Annotated in this window: 22 protein-coding genes; 7 read left to right on the top strand and 15 right to left on the bottom strand. The window is 62.3% G+C overall.

The genetic code is table 11. The features are described from left to right. Positions 1-59: 59 nt before the first annotated feature. Both ASD31_RS10665 and ASD31_RS10670 read right to left on the bottom strand, forming a co-directional pair. Complete coding sequence (locus ASD31_RS10665) at positions 60-827, bottom strand: tRNA1(Val) (adenine(37)-N6)-methyltransferase (protein WP_056332658.1); 768 nt, start codon at positions 825-827, stop codon at positions 60-62. A gap of 88 nt (positions 828-915) precedes the next feature. After that, the gene (locus tag ASD31_RS10670) at positions 916-1,140 is read right to left on the bottom strand and encodes a DUF2007 domain-containing protein (protein WP_056332660.1); all 225 of its coding nucleotides are present in this window, start codon (positions 1,138-1,140) and stop codon (positions 916-918) included. A gap of 108 nt (positions 1,141-1,248) precedes the next feature. On the opposite strand from ASD31_RS10670, the gene ASD31_RS10675 reads away from it, so the two are divergent. The 4 genes from ASD31_RS10675 (at position 1,249) to moaB (ending at position 5,843) form a co-directional block, all read left to right on the top strand. Continuing rightward, positions 1,249-2,265 carry a polyprenyl synthetase family protein gene (locus tag ASD31_RS10675; protein ID WP_056332663.1) on the top strand — a complete coding sequence of 339 codons (1,017 nt, stop codon included), beginning with the start codon at positions 1,249-1,251 and terminating at the stop codon, positions 2,263-2,265. Between the two features lie 274 nt (positions 2,266-2,539). Beyond that, the gene (locus ASD31_RS10680) at positions 2,540-4,375 is read left to right on the top strand and encodes a tetratricopeptide repeat protein (protein WP_056332666.1); all 1,836 of its coding nucleotides are present in this window, start codon (positions 2,540-2,542) and stop codon (positions 4,373-4,375) included. A gap of 12 nt (positions 4,376-4,387) precedes the next feature. Beyond that, positions 4,388-5,320, top strand: coding sequence for a 4-(cytidine 5'-diphospho)-2-C-methyl-D-erythritol kinase (locus ASD31_RS10685; RefSeq protein ID WP_056332669.1), 933 nt, complete (start codon positions 4,388-4,390; stop codon positions 5,318-5,320). Then, positions 5,307-5,843, top strand: coding sequence for a molybdenum cofactor biosynthesis protein B (moaB, locus tag ASD31_RS10690; RefSeq protein WP_056332672.1), 537 nt, complete (start codon positions 5,307-5,309; stop codon positions 5,841-5,843). The genes ASD31_RS10685 and moaB overlap by 14 nt, the downstream gene beginning before the upstream one ends. Before the next feature lie 101 nt (positions 5,844-5,944). On the opposite strand, the gene ASD31_RS10695 is transcribed toward moaB, so the two are convergent. Then, entirely contained in the window at positions 5,945-6,472 is a 528-nt protein-coding gene (locus tag ASD31_RS10695) for a hypothetical protein (RefSeq protein WP_056332676.1), read from the bottom strand. Between the two features lie 209 nt (positions 6,473-6,681). Between ASD31_RS10695 and ASD31_RS10700 the strand changes: the two genes are divergently transcribed. From ASD31_RS10700 to ASD31_RS10710, 3 genes are all read left to right on the top strand, one after another. Further along, positions 6,682-7,839 (top strand): PA0069 family radical SAM protein, encoded by a 1,158-nt coding sequence (locus ASD31_RS10700; RefSeq protein WP_056332679.1) that lies wholly within the window; start codon positions 6,682-6,684, stop codon positions 7,837-7,839. A 146-nt stretch (positions 7,840-7,985) separates the two neighbouring features. Beyond that, complete coding sequence (locus ASD31_RS10705) at positions 7,986-8,666, top strand: ribonuclease HII (RefSeq protein WP_056332682.1); 681 nt, start codon at positions 7,986-7,988, stop codon at positions 8,664-8,666. Between the two features lie 192 nt (positions 8,667-8,858). Continuing rightward, entirely contained in the window at positions 8,859-9,203 is a 345-nt protein-coding gene (locus tag ASD31_RS10710; RefSeq protein ID WP_056332685.1) for a hypothetical protein, read from the top strand. A 132-nt stretch (positions 9,204-9,335) separates the two neighbouring features. On the opposite strand, the gene ASD31_RS10715 is transcribed toward ASD31_RS10710, so the two are convergent. From ASD31_RS10715 to ASD31_RS10770, 12 genes are all read right to left on the bottom strand, one after another. Further along, on the bottom strand, positions 9,336-9,827 hold the full coding sequence (locus tag ASD31_RS10715; protein WP_056332688.1) for a F0F1 ATP synthase subunit B: 492 nt from the start codon (positions 9,825-9,827) through the stop codon (positions 9,336-9,338). Positions 9,828-9,837: 10 nt separating this feature from the next. After that, entirely contained in the window at positions 9,838-10,446 is a 609-nt protein-coding gene (locus ASD31_RS10720; protein ID WP_056332691.1) for a F0F1 ATP synthase subunit B, read from the bottom strand. Positions 10,447-10,517: 71 nt separating this feature from the next. Beyond that, entirely contained in the window at positions 10,518-10,745 is a 228-nt protein-coding gene (locus tag ASD31_RS10725; protein WP_056332699.1) for a F0F1 ATP synthase subunit C, read from the bottom strand. 80 nt (positions 10,746-10,825) lie between these two features. Further along, positions 10,826-11,587 (bottom strand): F0F1 ATP synthase subunit A, encoded by a 762-nt coding sequence (locus ASD31_RS10730; protein WP_274534260.1) that lies wholly within the window; start codon positions 11,585-11,587, stop codon positions 10,826-10,828. 61 nt (positions 11,588-11,648) lie between these two features. After that, positions 11,649-12,014: an AtpZ/AtpI family protein gene (locus ASD31_RS10735; protein ID WP_056332705.1), complete on the bottom strand. Its 366-nt coding sequence runs from the start codon at positions 12,012-12,014 to the stop codon at positions 11,649-11,651. Positions 12,015-12,256: 242 nt separating this feature from the next. Then, positions 12,257-13,435 (bottom strand): cell wall hydrolase, encoded by a 1,179-nt coding sequence (locus ASD31_RS10740; RefSeq protein ID WP_056333228.1) that lies wholly within the window; start codon positions 13,433-13,435, stop codon positions 12,257-12,259. 239 nt (positions 13,436-13,674) lie between these two features. Next, a complete protein-coding gene (locus ASD31_RS10745; RefSeq protein ID WP_056332708.1) occupies positions 13,675-15,576 on the bottom strand; it encodes a potassium transporter Kup in 1,902 nt (633 codons plus the stop codon). A 15-nt stretch (positions 15,577-15,591) separates the two neighbouring features. Beyond that, on the bottom strand, positions 15,592-16,569 hold the full coding sequence (gene corA, locus ASD31_RS10750) for a magnesium/cobalt transporter CorA (RefSeq protein WP_056332712.1): 978 nt from the start codon (positions 16,567-16,569) through the stop codon (positions 15,592-15,594). A gap of 376 nt (positions 16,570-16,945) precedes the next feature. After that, a complete protein-coding gene (apbC, locus tag ASD31_RS10755) occupies positions 16,946-18,127 on the bottom strand; it encodes an iron-sulfur cluster carrier protein ApbC (RefSeq protein ID WP_056332714.1) in 1,182 nt (393 codons plus the stop codon). A gap of 522 nt (positions 18,128-18,649) precedes the next feature. Next, positions 18,650-21,052, bottom strand: coding sequence for a methyl-accepting chemotaxis protein (locus tag ASD31_RS10760; protein ID WP_056332717.1), 2,403 nt, complete (start codon positions 21,050-21,052; stop codon positions 18,650-18,652). A gap of 290 nt (positions 21,053-21,342) precedes the next feature. Then, positions 21,343-22,083 (bottom strand): LuxR family transcriptional regulator, encoded by a 741-nt coding sequence (locus ASD31_RS10765; RefSeq protein ID WP_056332720.1) that lies wholly within the window; start codon positions 22,081-22,083, stop codon positions 21,343-21,345. Positions 22,084-22,138: 55 nt separating this feature from the next. Next, complete coding sequence (locus ASD31_RS10770) at positions 22,139-22,879, bottom strand: helix-turn-helix transcriptional regulator (RefSeq protein ID WP_056332723.1); 741 nt, start codon at positions 22,877-22,879, stop codon at positions 22,139-22,141. Between the last annotated feature and the right edge of the window lie 86 nt (positions 22,880-22,965).

Genomic DNA, 22,965 nt, shown 5'->3' on the forward strand with positions numbered 1-22,965 from the left:
GTCCTTACGTGATGGCATGTATGCACTGGCGCGCCAAACGCAATGGCGGGCACGGAAAATCATCGCCGCCGATAGGCCACGCGCCCATTGTTGAGATCGTCCACGAAGGGCTGGAATTTATGGCCGTCCTCGCCGTGCATGACGAGCGGCGCCCGCAGCACCAGCCGGGCGCGGCTCTGCTTGATGGCGGTGACGAGGATGCGCACGGCATTTTCACCGGTGCGCGGATGCAAGGCCGTTATTTCGATGCCGCCGAACCGGCGCCCGCAGGCGGAAATGATCTCGGCAATCGATTCTGGCCTCGCAATCAGCGACAATTGCCCGCCCGGCTTGAGGATGGCGCCTGCCGTGCGCAGCCATGTTTCGAACAGGCCTTCGGTCATCGCATGGGCTTCGGCCCTCAGCGCATCCGGCGTGCGGCGGTCGGAAGCGTCGTTGAAGGGTGGGTTCATCACGACATGGTCGAAATGATCATCGGCAAGGCCCGCCGCCACGCGGGCACGCCCGGCAAGGGAGACATCCGCCTCGAGCACGGACATGCGGGCGCTGAACCGGGCGTTTCCGGGGAGTGCCACGCTTCTGCGGGCAAAATCCGCCATCAGCGCCGAGCGCTCGACCAGGAGAACCTCAGCCTTCTCCAGCCGTGAGGCGACCGCCATGCCGGCCGCCCCCGCACCCGCGCCGAGATCGGCGACACGGCAGGGGCCAGCGCAATCGACCAGCGAGGCAAGCAGCATCGCATCCATGCCCGAGCGATGCCCCTGTCCCAGCGGCTGGATCAGGTGAAATCGACCCCGGTGGAAGCTGTCGAGGGTTTCGGTGGTCATAGGCCGAGGTTTCCGCACTGCCGGTGGCTGGGATTGGCATACCCCCCTCTGTCCCGGAGGGACAGAGGGGGGTGGCTGGGCGAGAGGGTCATTGATCCCGCAATTCCGCTTCCAGCCCGGCGTCGATCAATATCTGGCGGGCCTCGGCGGCATCGTCCTCGGCCACCAGAAAACGGCGCGGCAGAAGGCCGAGAGAACCTTCCAATATGCTCATGCCGGTATCGGCGACGAAGCAGCCGATACCGGCATCCTTCATCAGGCTTTGCGCAAAGGAAAGCACGACGGCATCGTTGGTGCGGATCAATTCCTTCATTATCGGTCGTTTTCCTGCCTTATTTAAGGAGGCGGGACAATTCGCCTCTTGCCGCCACAAGGGCCCCTTCCTATTGTTCCAGCGGAAATTCGAACAGGAGTGCCTTGCGTGGGCGTAGTGATACCGCTGGAAGACAGCAAAAACAAACAGGCATCCGTCAAGCCGCTCGTCGATCTGACGAAGGCCGACATGGAACGCGTCAACCAGCTCATCCTGTCGAAGGCCGGCTCCGACGTCCAGATGATCCCCGAGGTGGCCAATCACCTGATCTCGTCCGGGGGCAAGCGGCTGCGCCCGATGCTGACGCTCGCCTCCGCCTCCATGTTCGGCTTTACCGGCGATGCCCATGTGAAGCTGGCAACCTCGGTCGAATTCATGCACACGGCAACGCTGCTGCATGACGACGTCGTCGATGAAAGCGATCTTCGGCGCGGAAAATCGACGGCGCGAATGATCTGGGGCAACCAGGCGAGCGTTCTCGTCGGCGATTTCCTGCTCGGCCAGGCCTTCCGCATGATGGTCGATGTCGGATCGCTGGACGCGCTCGATGTCTTATCGACGGCGGCCTCGGTGATCGCCGAGGGCGAGGTGCTGCAGCTTTCCGTGGCCAAGAACATGGAGACGACAGAGGACGACTATCTTTCCGTCATCCGCGCCAAAACGGCGGCGCTGTTTGCGGCGGCCGCCGAAGTCGGCCCCATCGTCGCCAAAACCGACAAGGCAAGCCGCAACGCGCTCAAATCCTACGGCATGAATCTCGGCCTCGCCTTCCAGCTGGTCGACGACGTGCTGGATTACGGCGGTAAGGCCGCCGATCTCGGCAAGAATGTCGGCGACGATTTCCGCGAAGGCAAGATCACCCTGCCGGTGATCCTGTCCTACCGGCGCGGCACCGCCGAGGAGCGCAGCTTCTGGCGCGAGGCGATCGAAGGCGGCGAGAGCAGCGACCAGAATCTGGAAAGGGCGCTCGGGCTGATCAGCCGCTATGGCGGGCTGACCGACACGATCGCCCGCGCCCAGCATTACGGCACGATCGCCCGCGATGCGCTGGCACCGCTGCCCGAATCGCCCTGGAAGGCCGCTCTTCTGGAAATCATCGATTTCTGTATCGACCGGGTAAGCTGAAGATTGGCAACTGAAGGACCAGCCTTGATCCATAGTTGCAGGAATAGGTGTCGGTTGCGCCAAAAAAGCCATTCTGTTCGGTCACCATGACCACCTTGCCCCGGTTTGCAACACCGAACGGATGCGCTGGCCTTGCGGCAATGGACGAATTTGCGTTTTGCCCCGTGCTCAAACCGATTCCGGTTGGCGGGGATATGCGTTAATGATTTGGGACTGATTCCGCGCGAATCCGGCGACGGCGCCAAGGGGTGCTGCCCGTAACGAAAGGCTTGTCATGCGGCATAAACACCTTCTTCGCCTGCTCAGCGGCGTAGCATTCCTGGCCCTCGCATCCCTTTCCGGTGCTTCCCAGGGATTTGCCGAGGAAAAGGCCGCGGTGGAGGAAAGCAAGCCCTTCGACGTCAATTCGGTCAACAGTTTTTCGGGTTCCTTCCTTGCTGCCCGCACCGCCGATGTCGATCACGACCTCGACATGGCCACGAAACTCTACCGGACGGCGCTGGAATTCCAGCCGGACAATGTCGATGTGAAGCAGCGGCTGATGATCACGCTGTTGATGAACGGAGATTTCGACGAAGGCGTAAAGATCGCCCGCGATCTCAAGTCGGATTCCTCGGTCGAGCGCATCACAACCATCGCCCGCGCCGCCGAGGCGATCCGCAAGCGCGAATATCGCAACGCCCAGAAGATCCTCAACTATGACGGCCCGAACGACCTCGACCGGCTGATGAACGGCCTTCTGCTGGGATGGGCGAAGGCCGGCGAAGGCAAGCCGAAGGAAGCGGTGGCGGAAATCCAGGCGATGGAAGGCCCCGCCTGGTTCGGTATCTTCAAGGCCTACCACCAGGGCGCCATCGCCCTTGCCGCAGGCGACAAGTCCACAGCACGCTCGAAGCTGAACGATGCGGTTCTCGACCGCGAGGGCGGCGCCGCGGCACCCGACACCTTCATGCGCGCCGTCGTGGCGCTCGCCAAGCTGGAAGCGCGTGACGGCAACCGGCAGAAGGCGCTCGACGCCGTCTCCGTCGGTGAAAACTTCATTTCCAACTACGCGCCGCTGAAGGCGCTGCGCAAGAGCATCGAGGACGGCAAGCCGCAGGAACAGCAGGTGCGCAGCGCAGCCCAGGGGGCTTCCGCCGTGCTGTTCTCGATCGGTGCCGCGCTCAACCGCGATGGTGCCGAGGATATCGTTTCCCTCTATCTGCAGATCGCCCGGGCGCTCGATCCGGAAAGCGCCGACATTCTTGTCATGCTCGGCGGCATTGCGGAAAACCTGAAAAAGCCGGAGCGGGCAATCGCGCTCTACAGGAGCGTGCCGGAAAATTCGCCGATGCGGCGGCTGTCGGAAATGCAGCTCGGGCTCACTCTTGCCTCGATCGGCAAGGTGGATGAAGCCAAGACCCACCTGAAGGCGCTGATCGAACTCGACCCCCAGGATGTGCGCAGCTATCTCGCCTATGGCAGCGTGTTGTCGGATGCCAAGGACTACAAGGAGATGGGGCTGGTCTACGACCGTGCCGTCAAGGCGATCGGCCCGGTTCCGCAGCGCGGCGACTGGACGGTCTTCTTCCAGCGCGGCATCGCCTATGAGCGCCAGAAAATCTGGGAAAGGGCCGAGCCGAGCTTCAAGAAGGCGCTCGAACTCAACCCCGACCAGCCGCAGGTGCTGAACTATCTCGGCTATTCCTGGGTCGATATGAACATCAACCTGGAAGAAGGCCTCGACATGATCCGCAAGGCGGTCGAGCTGAAGCCGGACGACGGCTATATCGTCGATTCGCTCGGCTGGGCCTATTTCCGCATGAACCGTTTCGACGACGCGGTGACGGAGCTGGAACGGGCTGCCGAACTGATGGCAGGCGATCCGACGATCAACGACCATCTGGGCGATGCCTATTGGCGGGTCGGCCGCAAGCTGGAAGCCGTATTCCAATGGAACCAGACGCTGGCGCTGAAGCCCGAGGAAGCCGAAATCCCGAAGATCAAGGCCAAGATCGAGAACGGCCTGCCGCCGATCGAAGCCAAGGTTCCGGCAGCGGCCGACGCGGCCAGGGAAACCTTGCCGAAAGAGGTGGCACCGGGCACTGCCACGCCGGGCAAGAAATCCTGATTTCGCCGGCCGATGCACCCCGGTCGTGGCATTGACGGCTTTGCGCTGACGCGCCTTGCACCCGCCAAGATCAATCTGGCGCTGCATGTCGTTGGCCAGCGAGCGGATGGTTACCATCTGCTCGAAAGCCTGGTGACATTCGCCGATGCGGGCGATCGCATCGGCCTTTCCCTGTCCGACGAGGACCGTTTCACCGTCTCCGGGCAGTTTTCCGGGGATCTGCCGCTCTCCGGCGATGGCGCATCTGGCAATCTGGTTTTGATGGCGCGCGACCTTTTGCGAGCGGAACTGAGCGGGCGCGGCATCGAAGCCCCGCCGGTCCATCTCCATCTCGAAAAGAACCTGCCGGTCGCCTCCGGCATCGGAGGCGGCTCCGCCGATGCGGCGGCCGCTCTCATGGGACTGATGGAGCTTTGGAAGGGTTCGCCGGGCGACGAGCGCTTGCGAGCGCTTGCGCTGCATCTGGGCGCCGACGTGCCGATGTGCCTCGAAGGCCGACCGCTGGTGGCGCGCGGCATCGGCGATGCGATCGAGCCTCTTTCCGGCTTTCCGGCCTTTCCGATGCTGCTCGTCAATCCGCGCGTCGCAGTCGCGACGCCGGCGATCTTTGGCGCCCTTTCCGAGAAATGCAATGCACCGTTGAACCTTCCGCAGGGTTGGCAGGCTGATGATGGCTGGATCGACGCCCTCAGGACCATGCGCAACGACCTGGAGCCGCCGGCCCGGGCGATTGCGCCGGTTATCGGCGCGGTATCCGATGCTCTCCATGAAGCCGGGGCGCAACTGGTGCGCATGTCCGGCTCGGGCGCCACCTGTTTCGGGCTGTTTTCCAGTATGCCCGCGAGGGACGCAGCGGCCAGAATCCTTTCAAGCCGTCATCCGGACTGGTATGTGCTGGCCTGCACCAGCACGAGCGGACAGGAGAATTATCATGAGCCTTTCTGAGCGCCCCTTCGTCCCCGTCGGCATCGCGGTGCTGACCGTTTCCGATAGCCGCACGCTGGCCGACGATCGCTCCGGCGATACGCTCGCCGCGCGCATCACCGATGCCGGCCATAGGCTCGAAGCCCGCGCCATCGTTGCCGACGACAAGGCGCTGATCGCAGCGCAGGTGAGGGAATGGACGCTGACCGAGACGATCGACGTGGTGATCACCACCGGCGGCACCGGCTTTACCGGCCGCGACGTGACGCCCGAGGCGCTGGAGCCGCTGTTTGAAAAGCGCATGGACGGGTTTTCAGAGGTCTTCCACCGGATCTCCTATGACAAGATCGGCACCTCGACCATCCAGTCGCGGGCAACCGGCGGTCTTGCCAATTCCACCTTCATCTTCGTGCTGCCCGGCTCCCCCGGCGCCTGCCGCGATGCCTGGGACGGCATCCTGAAACAGCAGCTCGACTATCGGCACATGCCCTGCAATTTCGTCGAGATTATGCCGCGGCTGGACGAGCACCTGAAGCGCGGATAACGCGTTCTCGCTTCCTGTTCCAATCGAAACAGCGCCGGCCGGTTCATTGCAGGTAGACCTCATTCTATAGATTCGCTGGGCGAGCCTATATTGTCGGGATATCAAGCACCCGCGCCGCGTCGGGTCGCGGCCCAGGCGGGGACGAGTTCGCTGGATAGGCGGCCGATCCCTCTGCCCCCGACGAAATCGGCAAGCGGCATTTCTGACCTTGCGGTCGCTGCCGCCTGCCCGCGCGGCAGGAGAAAACCGAGCTCCAGCGGCGGGCGACGCCTCAGGAGGCGCTGCAGCAGCGGCCGGCGGTGATGGCGCGAGGGGCTGAAGCGGGCCGGAGAGCCGGCATGCGCGACATGGTCGGCGATCTCGTCGATCCAGCGTCCGGTCGGCCGAGCGCCGGCTTCCAGAAGCAGGAACCAGTTCCCCCTGGCGGTGCGGATGATCTCCGCCATATCCCAGTCCGTGCAATATCGCGCGCCCGCCGCATCGGCAACGAGGCCGGCGGCATTGCGGGAGGCATGGTCGAGCACGATGACGTCACTCACCAGCCCCTCCACCGCGCCGGCGACCAACACCGACAGGGTTTGCGTCAGTTCGATCTCGTTGTCGCGGGTTTCGATGATCACGCTCAGCATCGCCGTCCATAACCTATTGCGGCCGGGATTTCCATCGGCCGACGGGCTGCATACGGCTTCCCGCCAAACAAGGTAAATTCCCTGCCTGCGCTTTATCAGCCCCCTCCACCGTCCGGGCCTGTTACTTTTGTTCTTGCATTGTTCTCATTTTCAGGATAGGAAAATAATCAGAAAAGCCGGAATGAAAGCCACATTCCCCGGAGAAACCCATGAACGAACTGTCTCATATCAGGCAGGGTGCCCTGGCACCCGCCCATACGGCGGATATGGCCGAGGCGATGATCGCCGGTTCGGGGCTGCGCATCGAGATCGATCGCCGGCGCGGCCGTGGGGCGGCGATCAATTCATCCGGGCGCTTTGAACCTGTGTCGCGACAGACCGAGGATGACGGCTGGAATTCGATCGAGGAACTCCCTGCCTTCAAGACCGAGGTGCAGGTCGAAAAACCCCGTTCGATCATCAGCCGCAATGAATCGCCGGATATTCCCTTCGACCGCTCGGTCAATCCCTATAGGGGATGCGAGCATGGCTGCATCTATTGTTTCGCCCGCCCGACCCATGCCTATATGGGCCTTTCGCCGGGGCTCGATTTCGAGGCAAGGCTGTTTGCCAAGCCGGATGCGCCCAAACTGCTGGAGCGTGAACTGGCAAAGCCCGGTTACAAGGTGCGGCCGATCGCGATCGGCACCAATACCGATCCCTATCAACCGATCGAGAAGGAATGGCGGATCATGCGCCAGATCCTCGAAGTGCTGAAGGCGGCCGATCATCCGGTGATGATCGTCACCAAATCGGCGATGGTGACGCGCGACATCGACCTCTTGGCTCCGATGGCCGAGAAGGGCCTGGCGAAGGTCGGCCTGTCGGTGACGACGCTCGACCGCAAGCTCGCCCGCCTGATGGAGCCCCGCGCCTCGACGCCGTCCAGGCGGCTGGAGGCGATCAAGGCCCTGAGCGAGGCCGGCATTCCGGCAACAGTGATGGTAGCGCCGGTCATTCCGGCACTCAACGACCACGAGATCGAACGCATACTGGATTCCGGCAAGGCCGCCGGGGCTACGCAGGCAAGCTATGTGCTCCTGCGCCTGCCGCTGGAGGTGAGCCCGCTGTTTCGCGATTGGCTGCTACGCAATTATCCGGATCGCTACCGCCATGTCATGTCGCTGGTGCGGTCCATGCGCGGCGGCAAGGATTACGACGCCGATTTCGGCAAGCGCATGAAAGGTGCCGGCCCCTATGCCTGGCAGATCGGCCGACGCTTCGAAATGGCCGCCAAGCGGCTTGAGCTGAATGTGGCAAAGCGTCCGTTGAATTGCGATCTCTTCGTGCCGCCGCTCGGTACCGGCGTGCAATTGTCGCTGCTCTGAGACACGTCGCAATATGAATGTCCGGGTTTTCCGGATTACTGAATACCGGTCCGGTTTCCGCCCCGAGACCCGATCGGTCCAGCCCCCGGCAGCCGCCTCACTGCCGGGACTTGCAGGGAATCGGGCGAGTGTGCGAGTTTCGCCGCATGATACGACGCACGCTGCCCGATTCCCCCTTTCTTTTCGAAACCGCCGAAGGTCCCGATTTCAGCTTCGAAGCCAACGCCCGGCAGGCCGGGCTCTGGCCGGTGGCGGGCACCGACGAAGCCGGGCGCGGCCCTCTGGCCGGCCCCGTCGTGGCGGCCGCGGTCATCCTCGATCCGGACAATATTCCGCCGGGTCTGAACGACAGCAAGCAATTGTCGATCAGCAAGCGCGAAGAATTGTTCGACCTCATCCTGTCCACCGCCGTCGTCTCCATCGCCTCGTCAGCCGCCGGGCGAATCGACGGCACGGATATCCGCAAGGCAAGTCTCGACGCGATGCGCCGCGCCGTGCTCGGCCTGCCGCTGCCGCCGGCGCTGGTGCTGGCCGACGGTCGCGACGTGCCGCCGGGCCTTCATTGCGAAGGAAGGGCCGTCGTCAAGGGCGATGCGCGCTCGCTGTCGATCGCCGCCGCCTCGATCATCGCCAAGGTGACACGCGACCGGATGATGGCGCGCGCCGACAGCGTCTTTCCCGACTACGGCTTTGCCGTGCATGTCGGCTATGCGACCCGGCGACACCGGACTGCCATCGACAGCCACGGCCCCTGCCGCTTGCACCGCATGAGCTTCCGGCCGCTCAGGAAGGACGGCGAGGCATCGGAAGAAGGCCTCGAAATGTGAGGCCGCCCGGTGCTGCTGACGAACGAGACGGAACAAGGTGGGGATTGCGGCATTAGGATTCATGAGGAGACCGTATGCAGCCTCGGACGAGATTTTTTTGTTGTCGGCGTTTCCGGAGTAACAAAGCGCAAAGCGGACGGGTTATAGCATGCTCGTGACAATCGCCGGCGATTCTGCCGAAAGGATCGAAAAATGATCTACAGCCTTATCGTGATGTCCCTGATGGCGACAGGCAGCGCCTCCACCGGCAACGTCGCGGCATCGGAGAGCGCGCCCGCGGGCATGCCGACGGCGGATGCGTTGCAGAGCGACCTGCAGACCGCCTATGCCTGCAAGGACATCGATGGCCGCAAGGTCTGGAAGGGCGGCCTCGCCTTCTACATCGAGTCCTTCGTCTATGACGGCGAGACCCCCGACAGTACGGCCGACGGCGTTGCGACCGATGCGGTTCTGGCAGCCGACAACGATCCCGAAACGATGAAGGAATTCGAGGAGGCCTGCCTGACGCTGGCCCCGACGGCAAGCCGCGATCATTGATCGGAAACTGGCAACGCGCTCCTTAGCACTCCGACACCCTTCCTCGCCTTTCGCATCGCCCCACCAGCGAGACGACATGAAAAAAGGCCGGCGCAAGCCGACCTTTTTGATTTTATGCGCTATCGGCGAAGTTCAGTTCAGACGTGTCTTCACTTCACTGACCGACTTTGAAAACAGGCTCGCCTGCGTCAGCGGATCGGCTTTCTGAGCGATAACCTTCTCGGCGGCCGCGATGGCGATATCGACGGCGGTGGCGCGGACCGAATTGATCGCATCGGTTTCCGCCTGCTTTATCTTCTGCTCGGAAAGCGCGGTGCGGCGGGCGACGAATTCGTCGGTCTTTTGCCGGGCTTCGGCTGTCAGCATCTCGGCTTCGCGTTCGGCGGCGGCGACGATATGGGCGGCCTCCGCTTCGGCTTCCTTGCGCTTCTGCTGGTATTCGACCAGCAGAGCCTGGGCTTCGGCGCGCAGGCGCTTGGCCTCATCCAGTTCGTTGGTGATCCGGCCGGCCCGCTCGTCGAGCGACTTGGCCAGCATGGCCGGAACCTTCAGATAGACGACCAGTGCCAGGAAAAGCACCAGGCCGACGGTGGCCCAGAATGTGGCCAGTGCGGTCAAGTCCATGACGCTCTCCCTACTTTGCTGATGCCTTGACCGCAGTTGCGATCTCGGCCTTCGATACCTTGCCGCCGATCAACTGCTCGACGACGGCGCTTGCGGTTTCCTCGGCGATGGCGCCGACATCGGCAAGTGCCGTTGCCTTGATACCGGCGATGCGGGCCTCGGCAGCGGAAATCTTGTCGTTGAGGCTGGCCTCGACCGCGCTGCGATCGGCTGCCGCCTTGGTCTTTGCGGCTTCGCGCGCGGTGGATGCGATGGCGTTGCCCCGAGCCCTGGCCGCAGCCAGTTCCTGTTCATAGGCGGCAATCGCCGCGTCCGCCTCTGCCTTCGAACGGGAGGCATCATCGAGGTCGCGGGCGATGGTGTCGCTGCGCGTTTCGAGAATGCCGCCGATGCGCGGCATGACGACCTTCGACATCAGGAGATAGAAAAGACCGAAGCTGATCGCCAGCCAGAGAAGCTGCGATGCGAATGTCGAAGAATCGAAGGGCGGGAACACTCCCGAGCCATGTCCGCCTTCATGGGCTACACCGGTTTCGGTGTGGACCTCGCCGGCGGCGGCGTCGTGGGTCTCTGCGCCTTCGGTGGTGGTTGACTGGGCATAGGCCGCGGTCACGAACATGCTCACCTCCAGGTGCATTAAAAAGATGCGGGTCGCGGACGAAAGACCGCGACCCTGCCTTCAAGCCGTTATCAGACGGCGAAAAGGAGCAGCAGCGCTACGAGCAGCGAGAAGATGCCCAGAGCTTCCGTAACGGCGAAGCCGAATACGAGACGGCCGAACTGGCTGTCTGCTGCCGACGGGTTGCGCAGGGCGCCCGACAGGTAGCTGCCGAAGATGTTGCCGAGGCCGAGAGCCGTGCCGGCCATACCGAGGCAAGCGAGACCTGCGCCGATGTACTTTGCTGCTTCCGCTTCCATGATTTTCTCCTTCGAAATGGTTGTTGCGGCTGGATTGGTACTTTCGCCGGCGGCAAACCGGGAAAGGCCATGACTATTCCCTAGTGACCACCCGGATGCACTGCGTCGTTGAGGTACATGCAAGTGAGTACCGCGAAGACATAGGCCTGGAGGAAGGCGACGAGGAATTCGAGACCCGTGAGGGCCACGGTCATGATGAGCGGCAGAACCGCTCCTCCGATGCCCAGCGCGCCGAGGGTTCCGAGCGAGGCGACGAAGCCTGCGAACACTTTCAGCGTGATGTGACCGGCCAGCATGTTCGCGAAAAGACGAACGGACAGGCTGATCGGGCGGGACAGGAAGGAGATGATTTCGATGGAAACCACGAGAGGCAGAAGAATGCCGGGTACGCCAGAGGGCACGAACACATTGAGGAAGCCAAGGCCGTGCTTATAAAAACCATAGACCAGAACCGTGCCGATCACGAACAGCGCGAGCGCAAACGTCACGATGATCTGGCTGGTAACGGTGAAGAAATAGGGGACCATGCCGATCATGTTCGCCGTCAGGATGAACATGAACAGCGAGAACACCATGGGGAAGAACTTCATGCCGCTCGAGCCGGCGCCTTCGCGCAGCATGGAGGCGATGAATTCATAGGACATTTCGGAGACGGACTGCATGCGGCCGGGAACCAGGCTGCGCTTCGACGTCGTGAAATAAAGGAAACCAGCTGCGACGACAAGGGTCGCGACCATGAACAGCGAGGCGTTGGTGAAGGAAAAATCCACGCCGCCGATTTCGATCGGAATGATCTTGTTGACCATAAACTGGTGGGTCGGATCTACCTTGTCGCCTGCCACAGCCGCTCTCTCTCGTTCTGGTCCGCCTTGCGGTGGACATCTCTATCTTGCAACGGCGGCTCTAGGCGCCGTCTCTTCCGTTCTTGCCATCCTTGCCCGACAGATCCACGGGACGGGGCGCCGCCACCATGCCCGCCGAACGAAGGACGTTCAGCACGCCGGCACAGAAGCCGAGCAGGAGAAGGACGATCATTCCCCACGGCCCTGTACCTGCAAAACGATCCAGAAGATAGCCCAGAAGCGCACCGACGATGATCGCCGCCACGAATTCGCTCGAAAGCTTCACGGCGACCTGATAGCCCTTGCGGTTTTCGGCGGCCCGCGCCTCGTCCGCAGCATATTTCGGATCTTCCCTGCGCTTTTCGGACAGTTGCGAACCGAGGCGTTTCAGCCGGTCTTCCAGACCTTCTTTCCGGTTGTCCGCCATGTGGCCTTCCTTCCTGTTGCCGCCGCCCCATGGCTTTAAACCATGCATTCGGTCATACAAAGGCCGGATTTGAAGCCACCGTTCGGCCCGTTTCGAAGTCGGCCGCAACATAGTTTCAGGTGTTGCCATAGTCAAGGCGTCCACGCGCCTTGCCAGAAGACAATATTCTCGTTTTATATCAATAACTTAATTGGATCGCAGGTGACTCTCGCAGGAATCCGGGCGGAATCGCCGCGGCCGGGTCAGCTCCAGCCGCCGCCGTAAGTGCGGTAGAAGATATGCTTGCCGATCTTCGCGACCCGCTCCATTGTCGGGCCCCAGTCGGGCTTCACATAGGTGGCGTGGTAGTGAGTCGCCGAACCGACTTCGGAAAACCAGATTTTTCCCGCCGTCACGGCCAGTGCGATTTCCTTGGCGGTCTGCCAGTGGGACGGCGACCAGACGATGTCGGGAATACGGTCGCAGGCAAAGGAGAACTGGCAGCGATTGTACCAGCTCTTATTCTGGTAGACGACGCCGCAGATGGTGCCCGGATAGGCCGGGTTGCGGACGCGGTTGAGGATGACCTGCGCCACGGCGGCCTGCCCCTTCAGGGTTTCGCCGCGCGATTCGAAATAGATACCGGCGGTCAGGCATTTCTGCTCAGCCTGCGAAAAGACGCCCGCAGGCAGCGGATTGGCCGCCCAGGCGTGATCCTGCGGGGAGATATCCGGAATGAAGCGGCCATCGGCCTCATCCTTCTTCAGGATCGAATCGAACGGCGACTGGCGCGAATAATCCGGCTTCGGCGGGGCATAGGCCGTGGCCAGCACATCGGCCCTCTCATTGGTGACCAGGCTTGCCAGCATCGGCGACAGGCCAGAATCCTGCTTCGGCGCCCGTTTCTTGTAGAAAGCGGTGGCGATCTCGATTTCCTTGCCGAGGATTTTCGGCTTGGAGAAGACCATGCGCTCCTGTTCCTCGAACATCGGTTCCGTCAGGGAACTGGTACGCTCGAGGATTGAGCCGGCGGAAAAATCCTTGGGCGGCGCGACCGGCGCCACGGCGATGATCCGGCTCTTCTTCTCGCGGCGGTTGACGCGCTCCTCGTCGGTGCGCGGATCGGCCTTTTTGTTTGCCGCCGACAGCGACAATTGCCCGCCGCCGGGCAGGTCGATGCCCGCTCCGTCGCCGATCGCGTTCGTGATGGTCGGATCGTTGAAGACCATCTCCACCTCGTGCAGCGATCCCGCGGGAGAACGGGTCATATGCATCCGCCAGCGCTCGCCACCGCGATTGATGCCGGACAGGAAGGCTGCGAGATCCGTATGGGCCGAAACCGTGGGAAAGCCGACGAACAGTCCGATGCCGAGCATCAGGGGCACAGTCCAGCGCCGGGAGGGCACGCGAAACCTGTCGAGGGACCGTCTACTCTTACGCACCAACACCACTCCACGCACTGGCAGACACGGGTCATCCCTCGGCAAAGTGCCGCGATGCATTCCCGCGAATGTTCATCAAGAAAGCTGTGACGACGACGCCAACCGCGCGCCTGCCGCTTCAAACCTGGGGCAACAATGAAGCATTAACCTTGATGCTTGGTTAATGGCGGACTGCGGGAATAGGGAGGGACAGGGGTAATCCATCGCCCGTCGCGGGCGATGGCGCACTATCCGGGCCTTCAGATGATGACGTGCGAGCCCAGTTCCACCACCCGGTTGGTGGGCAGGCGGAAGTAATCCGAAGGATCGATCGCCGCATTGGCAAGCGCGATGAACAGACGGTCCTGCCAATGCGGCATGCCCGATTGCGCATCCGGCACCAGCTTGCGCCTGCCCAGATAGAAGGAGGTCGACATGATATCGAATTTCAGCCCGGTCTTGCGGAACAGGCCGAGCGCCTGCGAAACATTCTGGGTTTCCATGTAGCCAAAGCGCATTTCAAGAAGGCTGAATCGCTCGGAAATACTGCTGGCCGAGACGCGCTGGTCCTTCGGCACGATCGGCATATTGGCGGTGCGGATCGTCAGGATGAAGTTTTGCGCATGGAGGACGTGATTGTGCTTGATATTGTGCAACAGCGCCGCCGGCGTCGATTCCGGGTCACTCGTCAGGAAAATGGCGGTACCGGGAACCGAGACCGGCGCGTGTTCGCTCTTGCGCTCTATCGACTTGACGAAGGAAGCGAGCGGAATATCGGTGTGGCGCGTCTTGTCGTGCAGGATCTTCGTGCCGCGCTTCCACGTCCACATGATGAGGATGATGGTGACGGCGATCATGACCGGCACATAACCGCCATCGTGAATTTTCAGCATATTGGCGCCGAAGAAGATCATTTCCAGGGCAAGCAGCGGCAAAAGGACGCCGAGTGTCAGGTAGAGCGGCCATTTCCAGCGGGCCCGCACGAATTCATAGGCAAGCAGCGTATCCACGACCATGGCGCCGGTCACGGAGATGCCATAGGCCGTCGCCAGCGATTCGGACGAGCCGAACACGAAGACCAGCAGCATGACGCCGAACATCAGCAGCATGTTGACATTGGGCAGATAGATCTGGCCGGTCAGGGTCTCCGACGTGTGGAAGATCGCCATGCGCGGCAGGAAGCCGAGATGGATGGCCTGGCGCGTCAGCGAGAAGGCGCCGGTGATCACGGCCTGTGCGGCAATGATGGTGGCCGCCGTCGCCAGGATGACGACGGGCAACAGCGCCCATTCGGGGAACATCAGGAAGAAGGGATCGGAAATCGCCTCCGGATGCTTCAGCACCAGGGCGCCCTGCCCCAGATAGTTCAGCGTCAGCGATGGGAAGACAAGGCCGATCCAGGCCAGTTGGATCGGCTTGCGGCCGAAATGGCCGAGATCGGCATAGAGCGCCTCGGCGCCGGTCACCGTCAGGAAGACGGCGCCGAGCACGACGATGCCGACATAGCCGGCATGCAGAAGGAAATAGACCGCGTAGTAGGGATTGAAGGCAGCCAGAATGCCGAAATCGTCGCGGATATGATTGATCCCGGCAATGGCGAGAACGATAAACCACAGCGCCATGATCGGACCGAAGAATTTGGACACCGCTTCCGTGCCGCGCGACTGGACGGCGAAAAGCAGAAGCAGGATGACCACCGAGATCGGCACGACATAGGGCGACAAGGCCGGGGTCACGAGCTTGAGGCCCTCGACCGCCGACAGCACCGACAGGGCCGGCGCGATGATCGCATCGCCGATGAAGAGTGCCGCGCCCGCAATGCCGAGAAAGAAAAGCCGGCTGGCGCGGGTGCTAGCATATTTCATCAGGAGGGCCAGCAGGGACAGCGTACCGCCTTCGCCATTATTGTCGGCGCGCAGCAGGAAGAACACATATTTCAGCGTCACGATGATCGTTAGCGTCCAGATCACCAGGGAAATCAGGCCGATGATCTCGAACCGGCTGACCCCGTCATGGGCAACGGGGCGCAGGGCTTCGCGGAACGCATAAAGCGGGCTGGTGCCGATATCGCCGTAGACGACGCCGACAGAGCCAAGCGCGAGAACCAGGAGCTTGCGCAAATCCTTCTCGCGCGTACCGGTGGGGGCGGCCGAATGGGACATCTGAGGTTTCCGGCTTTAAAGCCAGCCTTTCCAGCGGAAGAAATAGAAGGGAACGATGGCCGAAAGCACCATGGCACCAATCGCCATGGGATAGCCGTAGGTCCAGTGTATCTCGGGCATGAACTCGAAATTCATGCCGTACAGGGAGGCCACCAGCGTCGGCGGCAGGAAGACCACGGCGGCAACCGAGAAAATCTTGATGATGGCATTCTGCTCGACATTGATCAGGCCGAGCGAGGCATCGAGCAGGAAGGTGATGTTACCGGAAATGAAGGACGAGTGTTCCGACAGCGACTGGATATCGCGCGAAATCGTCCGGCAGAGTTCCCTGGTTTCCTTGTTTTCCTGGATGGCCGGCACCGTATAGAGGAACGTCAGGACGCGCGAGAGCGAGGACAGGCTGTCGCGGGTCTTTGCCACCAATCGGTGATGGGTGGCAACGTCGAGCAGCTTGGTTTCCAGGTAATGCGGCGGCCGGCGCTTGCCGACGGTACGCTCGCCGAAGACCTGCTGCGACAGTTCGTCGATCCGGGCAACGGCGATCTCGAGGATCTCCGCCGTGCGATCGACAATGGTTTCGAACAGGCGGGTCGCCAAAAGCGCTCCGGTCGCGCAGCCGCCGGGAATGCGGTGCATCGCCGCGATGAACAGGTCGAAGGCCTTGGGCTCGTCGTAGCGCACCGTGATCAGCACATTCCTGGCCACGACGAAAGCGATATCGGCCAGTTGCGGGCGGTTGCCTTCCGCCTTGCAGACCAGCGATGCGGTCATGAAGACCGCGTCGCCATCCGTATAGAGACGGCTCGAAGGCTCGATATCCTTCAGGTCTTCGCGGGTCGGCACTTCGATGCCGAGCAGGGTTTCGACCAGCAGATCCTCGCCCTTGCCGGGATGCAGCATGTCGATCCAGACAATATCGGGCGACAGGAAAGCAGGCGGTTCGAGCGCGCTGATCTTCACCGCCTCGCCGTTGGCGCGATAGGCGGTGATCATGCGGACGCCTTCGCCTCGCCGCCGCACGGATGGGCGGCGGACGGGTTTTCACCGACCGGTGAAAGCCGGCGGCACTGTGTCGAAGCTGCTCGCTGCAGGTGCATAGGCAAACTCTCGTCGCTCAGGACAAAGGCTCAAACGGTCGTCACGGTCATGCGGAGCCCACCGAGGGCAACGCCGCTGCTGCATCTTGCGAATGCGGGGAGGCATATGGAACAAGGAACGCTCAAAAGCAATGCCGAAAGTGGCAGATCGCCACAATGTCGCCCAAGGACTTAACGATGGCGGCCCGCCCTCTGTCAACATTTACCGCGGCGACGGCAGCGGTTTTCGAAGCAGTCGTGGCCGCGTCCGAAGGGGATTCGCCCCCCCGCCATCACTCGAAAACGATATTCGGCATGGCCCGCGACGCATCCTTCTCGCTGGCTGAAACCTGCTCCCAGACCTTGGCGGCAATTTCGCGATAAGCCTTGCTGACCGGGCTGTCCGGCTCGCAGGCGACGACCGGCGTGCCGGCGTCGGAGGTTTCGCGGATGCCCATGGTCAGCGGTATTTCTCCGAGGAAGGGCACGCCGATGCGCTCGGCCTCCTTGCGGGCACCGCCATGGCCGAAAATATCGTAGCGTGCGCCGGTATCGGGCGCGATGAAGTAGCTCATATTCTCGACGATGCCGAGCACCGGCACCTCGACCTTGCGGAACATGGCAAGGCCCTTGCGCGCGTCGATCAGGGCCAGGTCCTGCGGCGTCGAAACGATGACGGCGCCGGCCAGCGGCACCTGCTGGGCCATGGTCAACTGCGCATCGCCCGTTCCCGGCGGCATATCGACGACGAGAACGTCGAGATCGCCCCAGGCGACTTCGCGCAGCATCTGCAGAAGCGCCGACTGGATCATCGGGCCGCGCCAGATCATCGCAACCTCCTCATCGACGAGGAAGCCCATCGACATCACCTTCAGGCCGTAATTTTCCATCGGCTTGATCATCCGGCCCTCGATCTGCTCGGGACGGCCGGAAATCTTCAAAAGGCGCGGCATGGAGGGACCGTAGATATCGGCATCGAGGATGCCGACCTTCAGGCCATTGGCCTTGAGCGCCAGCGCCAGATTGACGGAGGTGGTCGATTTGCCGACGCCGCCCTTGCCGGACGCGACCGCGATGATGGCACCGACGCCCGGAATGCCCGACTTCTTCGGCGGTGTCGGGCGCTGGCCAGAAGCTGGCGCGTGGGAATGGCCTGCATGGGCGTGGCCCGGGCGAGACGGCGCGGCAGCGGGCCTTTGCACCGGCGCGGAGGACGCGGTCCCCTTCTTGTCGGCGGTCAGCGCCACCATGGCACCCTTGACGCCGGGAATATCCTTCACCACCCGTTCGGCGGCGGCCCTGAGGGGATCGAGTTCGCGGGCGCGCTCGGCCGGAACGGTGATCGAGAAATAGACCTTGGAATCGGAGATGAACACATCGGAAACGAGGCCCATATCGACGATATTGCCGTCCATATCGGGGCCACGCACGCCGCGCAGCTTTTCGAGAACCTGTTCCCTCGTGACGTCGGCCATTTCATCCACTCCTGCCGCCGGAACGAAACGGTTGCGCGCCCGGCTTTCTCTGCGCAATGCGGGCTTTTAACGCGCATCGCGATTTTCATATTCGCTTCCCGCGCTTCAGGTCTTTGATTTTGCGCATGTTGTTGTCGCAAAATCGCTGCACGTACTTGCGCGATATGCCTTAGATAATCGAGCCGGAGAGTTTCGCCAATGCGAAAGAGCGGAAAAGCGGGTACGGACGGAAAAGGCCGCCTCATGCGCGCGGCGTCCGTTCATCCGGGATCACCTGCGGCTCGAAGCGGCCTTGTCCGTCGCGGCAGCCTTCGTGGGCGCCGTCATGTTGAGGTCCCCTCTGGACCAATCTCTCCCAAGCAGGAAGCGTGCCAGTTCTAAAGAGGCCCGCGATCTATCGCCAATCGCGGCCCCCTGCGCTGGGAACGCGGCGGCCAGCGCCCGGTTCTTGTGCAGATGCACGGCCGAATGGACCGCATTGACCGATTTTGGGACATGCTGGCATAACGATCGCTGCGATCATCAGAATTCGTCCCATCCGTCATTTGCCGGCGCCGGCGTGCCATGTCCCTGGAAGGCACCGGCCAGTTTCTGGCCAAGCGCGCGGGCTGGCGATTGCACCGCCGGCGTGACCGTCGACGCAGGGCGAAGGGCGGACTTCTGCTGGCTGGCGCTGCGGACCGGCGCAGACGTGGACGTGGACGTGGGACGATGGCTGCCAGCCGCCTGTGCCGAAGGCCGCAATGCTGCCTGTGACATCTCACCGAGCGAGAAATTTGCCAGCAGTGCTGTCAAGGCCGATGCTTCGGAGGCCAGCCCATGGCTGGCGGCGGTGGATTGCTCCACCATCGCCGCATTCTGCTGGGTTCCCTGGTCCATGACATTGACCGCACGATTGATGTCGTTGAGGCCGATCGACTGTTCGCGGGCGGCATCGACGATCGAGGTGACGCGCAGATTGATCTCGTCGACCTCGTGAACGATGGCTTCCAGCGCCCTGCCGGCCTGACCGACCAGCTCGACACCCGTCTTGACCTGATTGCCGGACCTGGAAATCAGCGCCTTGATCTCCTTGGCGGCATTGGCCGAGCGCTGGGCGAGTTCGCGCACCTCCTGCGCCACCACCGCAAACCCCTTGCCGGCCTCGCCGGCACGGGCCGCCTCGACGCCGGCATTCAGCGCCAGAAGATTGGTCTGGAAGGCGATCTCGTCGATCACGCCGATAATGCTGCTGATCTCCTGCGAGGAGCTTTCGATCTCGCCAACCGCATCGATGGCATTCCTGACCACCGTGCTGGAGGTCTCCGCGCCGGATTTTGCCCGGGCAACGAGTTGTCCCGCCTCTTCGGCCCTCACTGTCGAATCCTTCACCGAGGCGGTGATTTCATCGAGTGCCGCGGCCGTCTGTTCGACGGAGGCGGCCTGCTGCTCGGTGCGCTTGGCGAGATCGTCGGCGGCGGCACGGATTTCCGCGGAACCGGCCTGGATGCCCAGCGCATTGGCGCCGACCGATTGCAACGTCTGCTGCAATGTGGCCATCGACCGGTTGAAATCCTCGCGCAATGCATCCAGCGCGCCGATGAAGGGCGTTGCCAGCCGGAAGGTCACATCGCCGTCGGCAAGGCGTTGCAGGCCGGTCTCGAGTTCGCTGACGGCAAAGCGCATCTGGCGGTCGCTTTCTTCGCCCTCCTCAGTGCGGCGGCGACGCTCGTCCTCCGCGAGCATACGGGTCTGATCCGCTTCCGTCTCGAGGCGCTGCTTGGCGATCGACGCATCGCGCAGGATGGCAAGCGACCGGGCCATTCCGCCGATTTCGTCCTCGCGTTCCTCATCGGCGATGGCGACGGCGGTATTGCCGCTGGCAATTTCGCCGGTGGCATTGACGATGGCCTGCAGGCGGCGGCGGAACCGGTTGGAGATCAGGATGCCGAGGACGACAAGCAGGACCGAGGCGACGGCGATGATGATCACCGAGACCCATGCCATGCGCGTCAGATAGGCAAAGACTGTCGATTGCGGCACGGAAACGACGGCGTACCAGGCGGTATCCGGCAGCAATTGCACGGGAACGGCGACCGACAGGAAAGCACGATCGTCGGCGCCGACCGTCTCGACCGGCGTACCGGGATGGTCGATCATCCGCTGCCAGGCCTCCGCGTCGATGCTGCTGTCCTTGAAGGACTTGCCGAGATTGGCGGCGTCGACGTGGCTGAGAAAATTGCCGCCCTGCGAGACCAGCGCCACATTGCCGTCGCCGAGCGGCTTCATCTCGGCAAGTCTTGCGGTCAGGCTGTCGAGAGCGATATCGACCCCGGTAACGCCGAGCGGCTTGCCGGCGACCGTGACCGGGCCGGCCAGCGTGGTCATCATCACATCCTTGCCGTCGATCGTGTATTTATAGGGTTCGATGACGACCGTTTTCTGCGACTTGAAGGGAAGCTGGTAGTAGTCTCCGAGGCCGGGCTTGTCGTAGTCGACCAGCGCGGAGACGATGATGTCGGCGCCGGAGCGCACCCAATAGGGGACATAACGGCCGGTGGCGTCGTGACCCGGCGCATTGGCGTAGTCGGCATCCTTGCCGTCGAAGGCGTTCGGCTCCCAGCCGGTCCAGACGCCAAGCGCGAAGGGATTGTCCTCGAGCGTCTTCTTGAGGATCGCATCGGTTGCGGCGCGATCCGCGCTTCCCGACGCCTCGGTGGCGGTAAAGACGCTCTGGAAGGCGCTGACCAATTGCAGGCCTTGGCTCAATTGTGCCTTGAGATCGGCGGCAGTCAGGGCGGCAGCGGCGTTCATTTCATCGACGCTGCGCCGCTTGACCTCGGAATAGGAGATGAAGAACAGCGTTCCGGCGGTGACGACCGTGGCGAAAAGCCCGGTCGCAACGACGGAAAAGATATTTCGGGAGGTCGCAGTCTTGAACAGCATCTCTTATCCTTGAAAGCGCAATGGCAGCGAATGGCGGGCCGCGAGATTGCGATCTCCGGCGTCGTCAGAGGGAAAAATGCGGAGGATGGACTTGAGCCGAGACAGCCGCTTTCAAAACGGCGGCGCGCAGAACGTCAAGGCATTGCGGAATCCGCGCCGCATGGCGGCAACGGGACCTGTTCAGGTGCCCTCCCGATGAAATCATTCCACCGGCGATCAAGGTGCACCGCAAATCTTAATGTTCGTCTAATATACCGGCGGGCAGACCCCGTTCCCGGTGAAAAGAAAGATCAGCTGATATAGCCCTTCTTCATGGCCTTGACGACAGCCTGGGTGCGATTGACGGCATCCAGCTTCTTGCTGACATGATTGAGATAGTGATTGACGGTATGTTCGGACAGGCCGAGGATCCCGGCGATTTCCGAACTGGTCTTGCCGGCCGCCGTCCAGCTGAGACACTGGATCTCCCGTTCGGACAGGTTGATGCTGTTGTCCTTCCAGACCGTGCCGATCTCTGCCAGGCGATTGTAGACATGGATGGCGATCATTTGCAGTTCCATCATTGCCGCCATCGGCAGGTCAACGTGCTTTCCCATCCAGATGACCGTGGCGCGGTTGCCGCTGGCATCGTGAACCGGGAAATAATTCGCCTGGAAGATGCCGTGCTCGCGCAGAAGCGCAATATATCCGTCAAATTGCCTGACGTCGCCGCTCTCCCTCTCCCATTCGTCGAGGGTCAGTTGGAAGGGCGTCGTGGTTTCCTTCAGGCGACGAATGCCCGTGCTGTGCTTCAGGAGGGAAACACTGTCATATTTGTTGACCAGCTCGGCCGGCATGTTGGAGAGGATCGCGGCGCCGGAAAGCTTTTCCGCATCGAAGGAGGGCACGGTGCAGATCAGGAATACCTTGAAGCCGAAAGCCTGGGTGGTTCGCTTCATGTAGCGGATCGCGTCGAACTGCGTCTCCAGCGCCGCGATCTCGGACGTGAAGTCTCCGGCACGCGGCTCATCTTTTTCCATCGGTTCCGCCATCAGCCTGCCCTGCGCCCAGGGTTTGCGCCGCCTCGCCGCCCGATTACCGGGCCGGTCAACTGATCAGACCCGCGCGGATCGCCTTGGCAACGGTCTGCACGCGGTTGACGGAATCGAGCTTGCGGGTCGCGCGGCTCAGGTAATGATTGACGGTATATTCGGAAAGCGCGAGAATCTTTGCCATTTCGGTCGTGGTTTTTCCGGCAGCCGCCCAATGCAGGCATTCGATTTCGCGGCGCGACAATGTGCCGGGTGTCCGGGGGCGCCTTTCCCGGATGTCGCTGAGGCGGCTGAACAGATAGCCGGCAACGAAGGTGAGTTCCTTCAACTCGCCGGCATCGACCGGCTCGCGGTCGCCGCCAAAGGCGACAGCGCCACAGGTGCCGCGCACGTCGTGTACCGGAAGATAGACGCCACGCCTGAGATGCGCCTGCACGAACAGGTTGACGACGGCGCCCGCCTTGCCGTCTGAACGCCTGCGGGAATCAAGCTCGGTGTCATAGGTGAAGGGAACGGTGCTGCGTTGCAGCCGGGCGATGACGGGGCTGCCGGCCATCATGCTGGCGGCATCGTAGCTTGCCAGGAAATCCTTCGGCCAGTTGGTCATGACCACGGATTGCGACAGGCTGCGCGACGCCTTGTCCGGCACGACCATCACCATGAAACCGTGGAAACCATAGGCGGCGGTCACCTGCTCAAACGCCTGGCGGATATCCATTTCCTTTACCGCCGGCCCGGCAAGCCGCCGGCCGGACGCAAGCATGACAGGCGAAAGTCGCCCGCTGAAATCGACCATTTCCACGTCTTCCGGCAGCGTCGGCAGTTCGGGGCACTGTAGCAAGACAAACTCCCTTTCGCCGTTTCGAGGCCTTTTCACGAGCG

It is taken from the genome of Rhizobium sp. Root482 (assembly GCF_001426565.1).
Classification (GTDB): Bacteria; Pseudomonadota; Alphaproteobacteria; order Rhizobiales; family Rhizobiaceae; genus Pararhizobium.

Bases quoted from the DNA above. Each gene is read 5' to 3' on its own strand.
- ASD31_RS10665 (WP_056332658.1), bottom strand. From the start codon at position 827: ATGACCACCGAAACCCTCGACAGCTTCCACCGGGGTCGATTTCACCTG.
- ASD31_RS10670 (WP_056332660.1), bottom strand. From the start codon at position 1,140: ATGAAGGAATTGATCCGCACCAACGATGCCGTCGTGCTTTCCTTTGCG.
- ASD31_RS10680 (WP_056332666.1), top strand. From the start codon at position 2,540: ATGCGGCATAAACACCTTCTTCGCCTGCTCAGCGGCGTAGCATTCCTG.
- ASD31_RS10685 (WP_056332669.1), top strand. From the start codon at position 4,388: ATGCACCCCGGTCGTGGCATTGACGGCTTTGCGCTGACGCGCCTTGCA.
- moaB (WP_056332672.1), top strand. From the start codon at position 5,307: ATGAGCCTTTCTGAGCGCCCCTTCGTCCCCGTCGGCATCGCGGTGCTG.
- ASD31_RS10695 (WP_056332676.1), bottom strand. From the start codon at position 6,472: ATGCTGAGCGTGATCATCGAAACCCGCGACAACGAGATCGAACTGACG.
- ASD31_RS10700 (WP_056332679.1), top strand. From the start codon at position 6,682: ATGAACGAACTGTCTCATATCAGGCAGGGTGCCCTGGCACCCGCCCAT.
- ASD31_RS10705 (WP_056332682.1), top strand. From the start codon at position 7,986: ATGATACGACGCACGCTGCCCGATTCCCCCTTTCTTTTCGAAACCGCC.
- ASD31_RS10710 (WP_056332685.1), top strand. From the start codon at position 8,859: ATGATCTACAGCCTTATCGTGATGTCCCTGATGGCGACAGGCAGCGCC.
- ASD31_RS10715 (WP_056332688.1), bottom strand. From the start codon at position 9,827: ATGGACTTGACCGCACTGGCCACATTCTGGGCCACCGTCGGCCTGGTG.
- ASD31_RS10720 (WP_056332691.1), bottom strand. From the start codon at position 10,446: ATGTTCGTGACCGCGGCCTATGCCCAGTCAACCACCACCGAAGGCGCA.
- ASD31_RS10725 (WP_056332699.1), bottom strand. From the start codon at position 10,745: ATGGAAGCGGAAGCAGCAAAGTACATCGGCGCAGGTCTCGCTTGCCTC.
- ASD31_RS10735 (WP_056332705.1), bottom strand. From the start codon at position 12,014: ATGGCGGACAACCGGAAAGAAGGTCTGGAAGACCGGCTGAAACGCCTC.
- ASD31_RS10745 (WP_056332708.1), bottom strand. From the start codon at position 15,576: ATGTCCCATTCGGCCGCCCCCACCGGTACGCGCGAGAAGGATTTGCGC.
- corA (WP_056332712.1), bottom strand. From the start codon at position 16,569: ATGATCACCGCCTATCGCGCCAACGGCGAGGCGGTGAAGATCAGCGCG.
- apbC (WP_056332714.1), bottom strand. From the start codon at position 18,127: ATGGCCGACGTCACGAGGGAACAGGTTCTCGAAAAGCTGCGCGGCGTG.
- ASD31_RS10760 (WP_056332717.1), bottom strand. From the start codon at position 21,052: ATGCTGTTCAAGACTGCGACCTCCCGAAATATCTTTTCCGTCGTTGCG.
- ASD31_RS10765 (WP_056332720.1), bottom strand. From the start codon at position 22,083: ATGGCGGAACCGATGGAAAAAGATGAGCCGCGTGCCGGAGACTTCACG.
- ASD31_RS10770 (WP_056332723.1), bottom strand. From the start codon at position 22,879: ATGGTCGATTTCAGCGGGCGACTTTCGCCTGTCATGCTTGCGTCCGGC.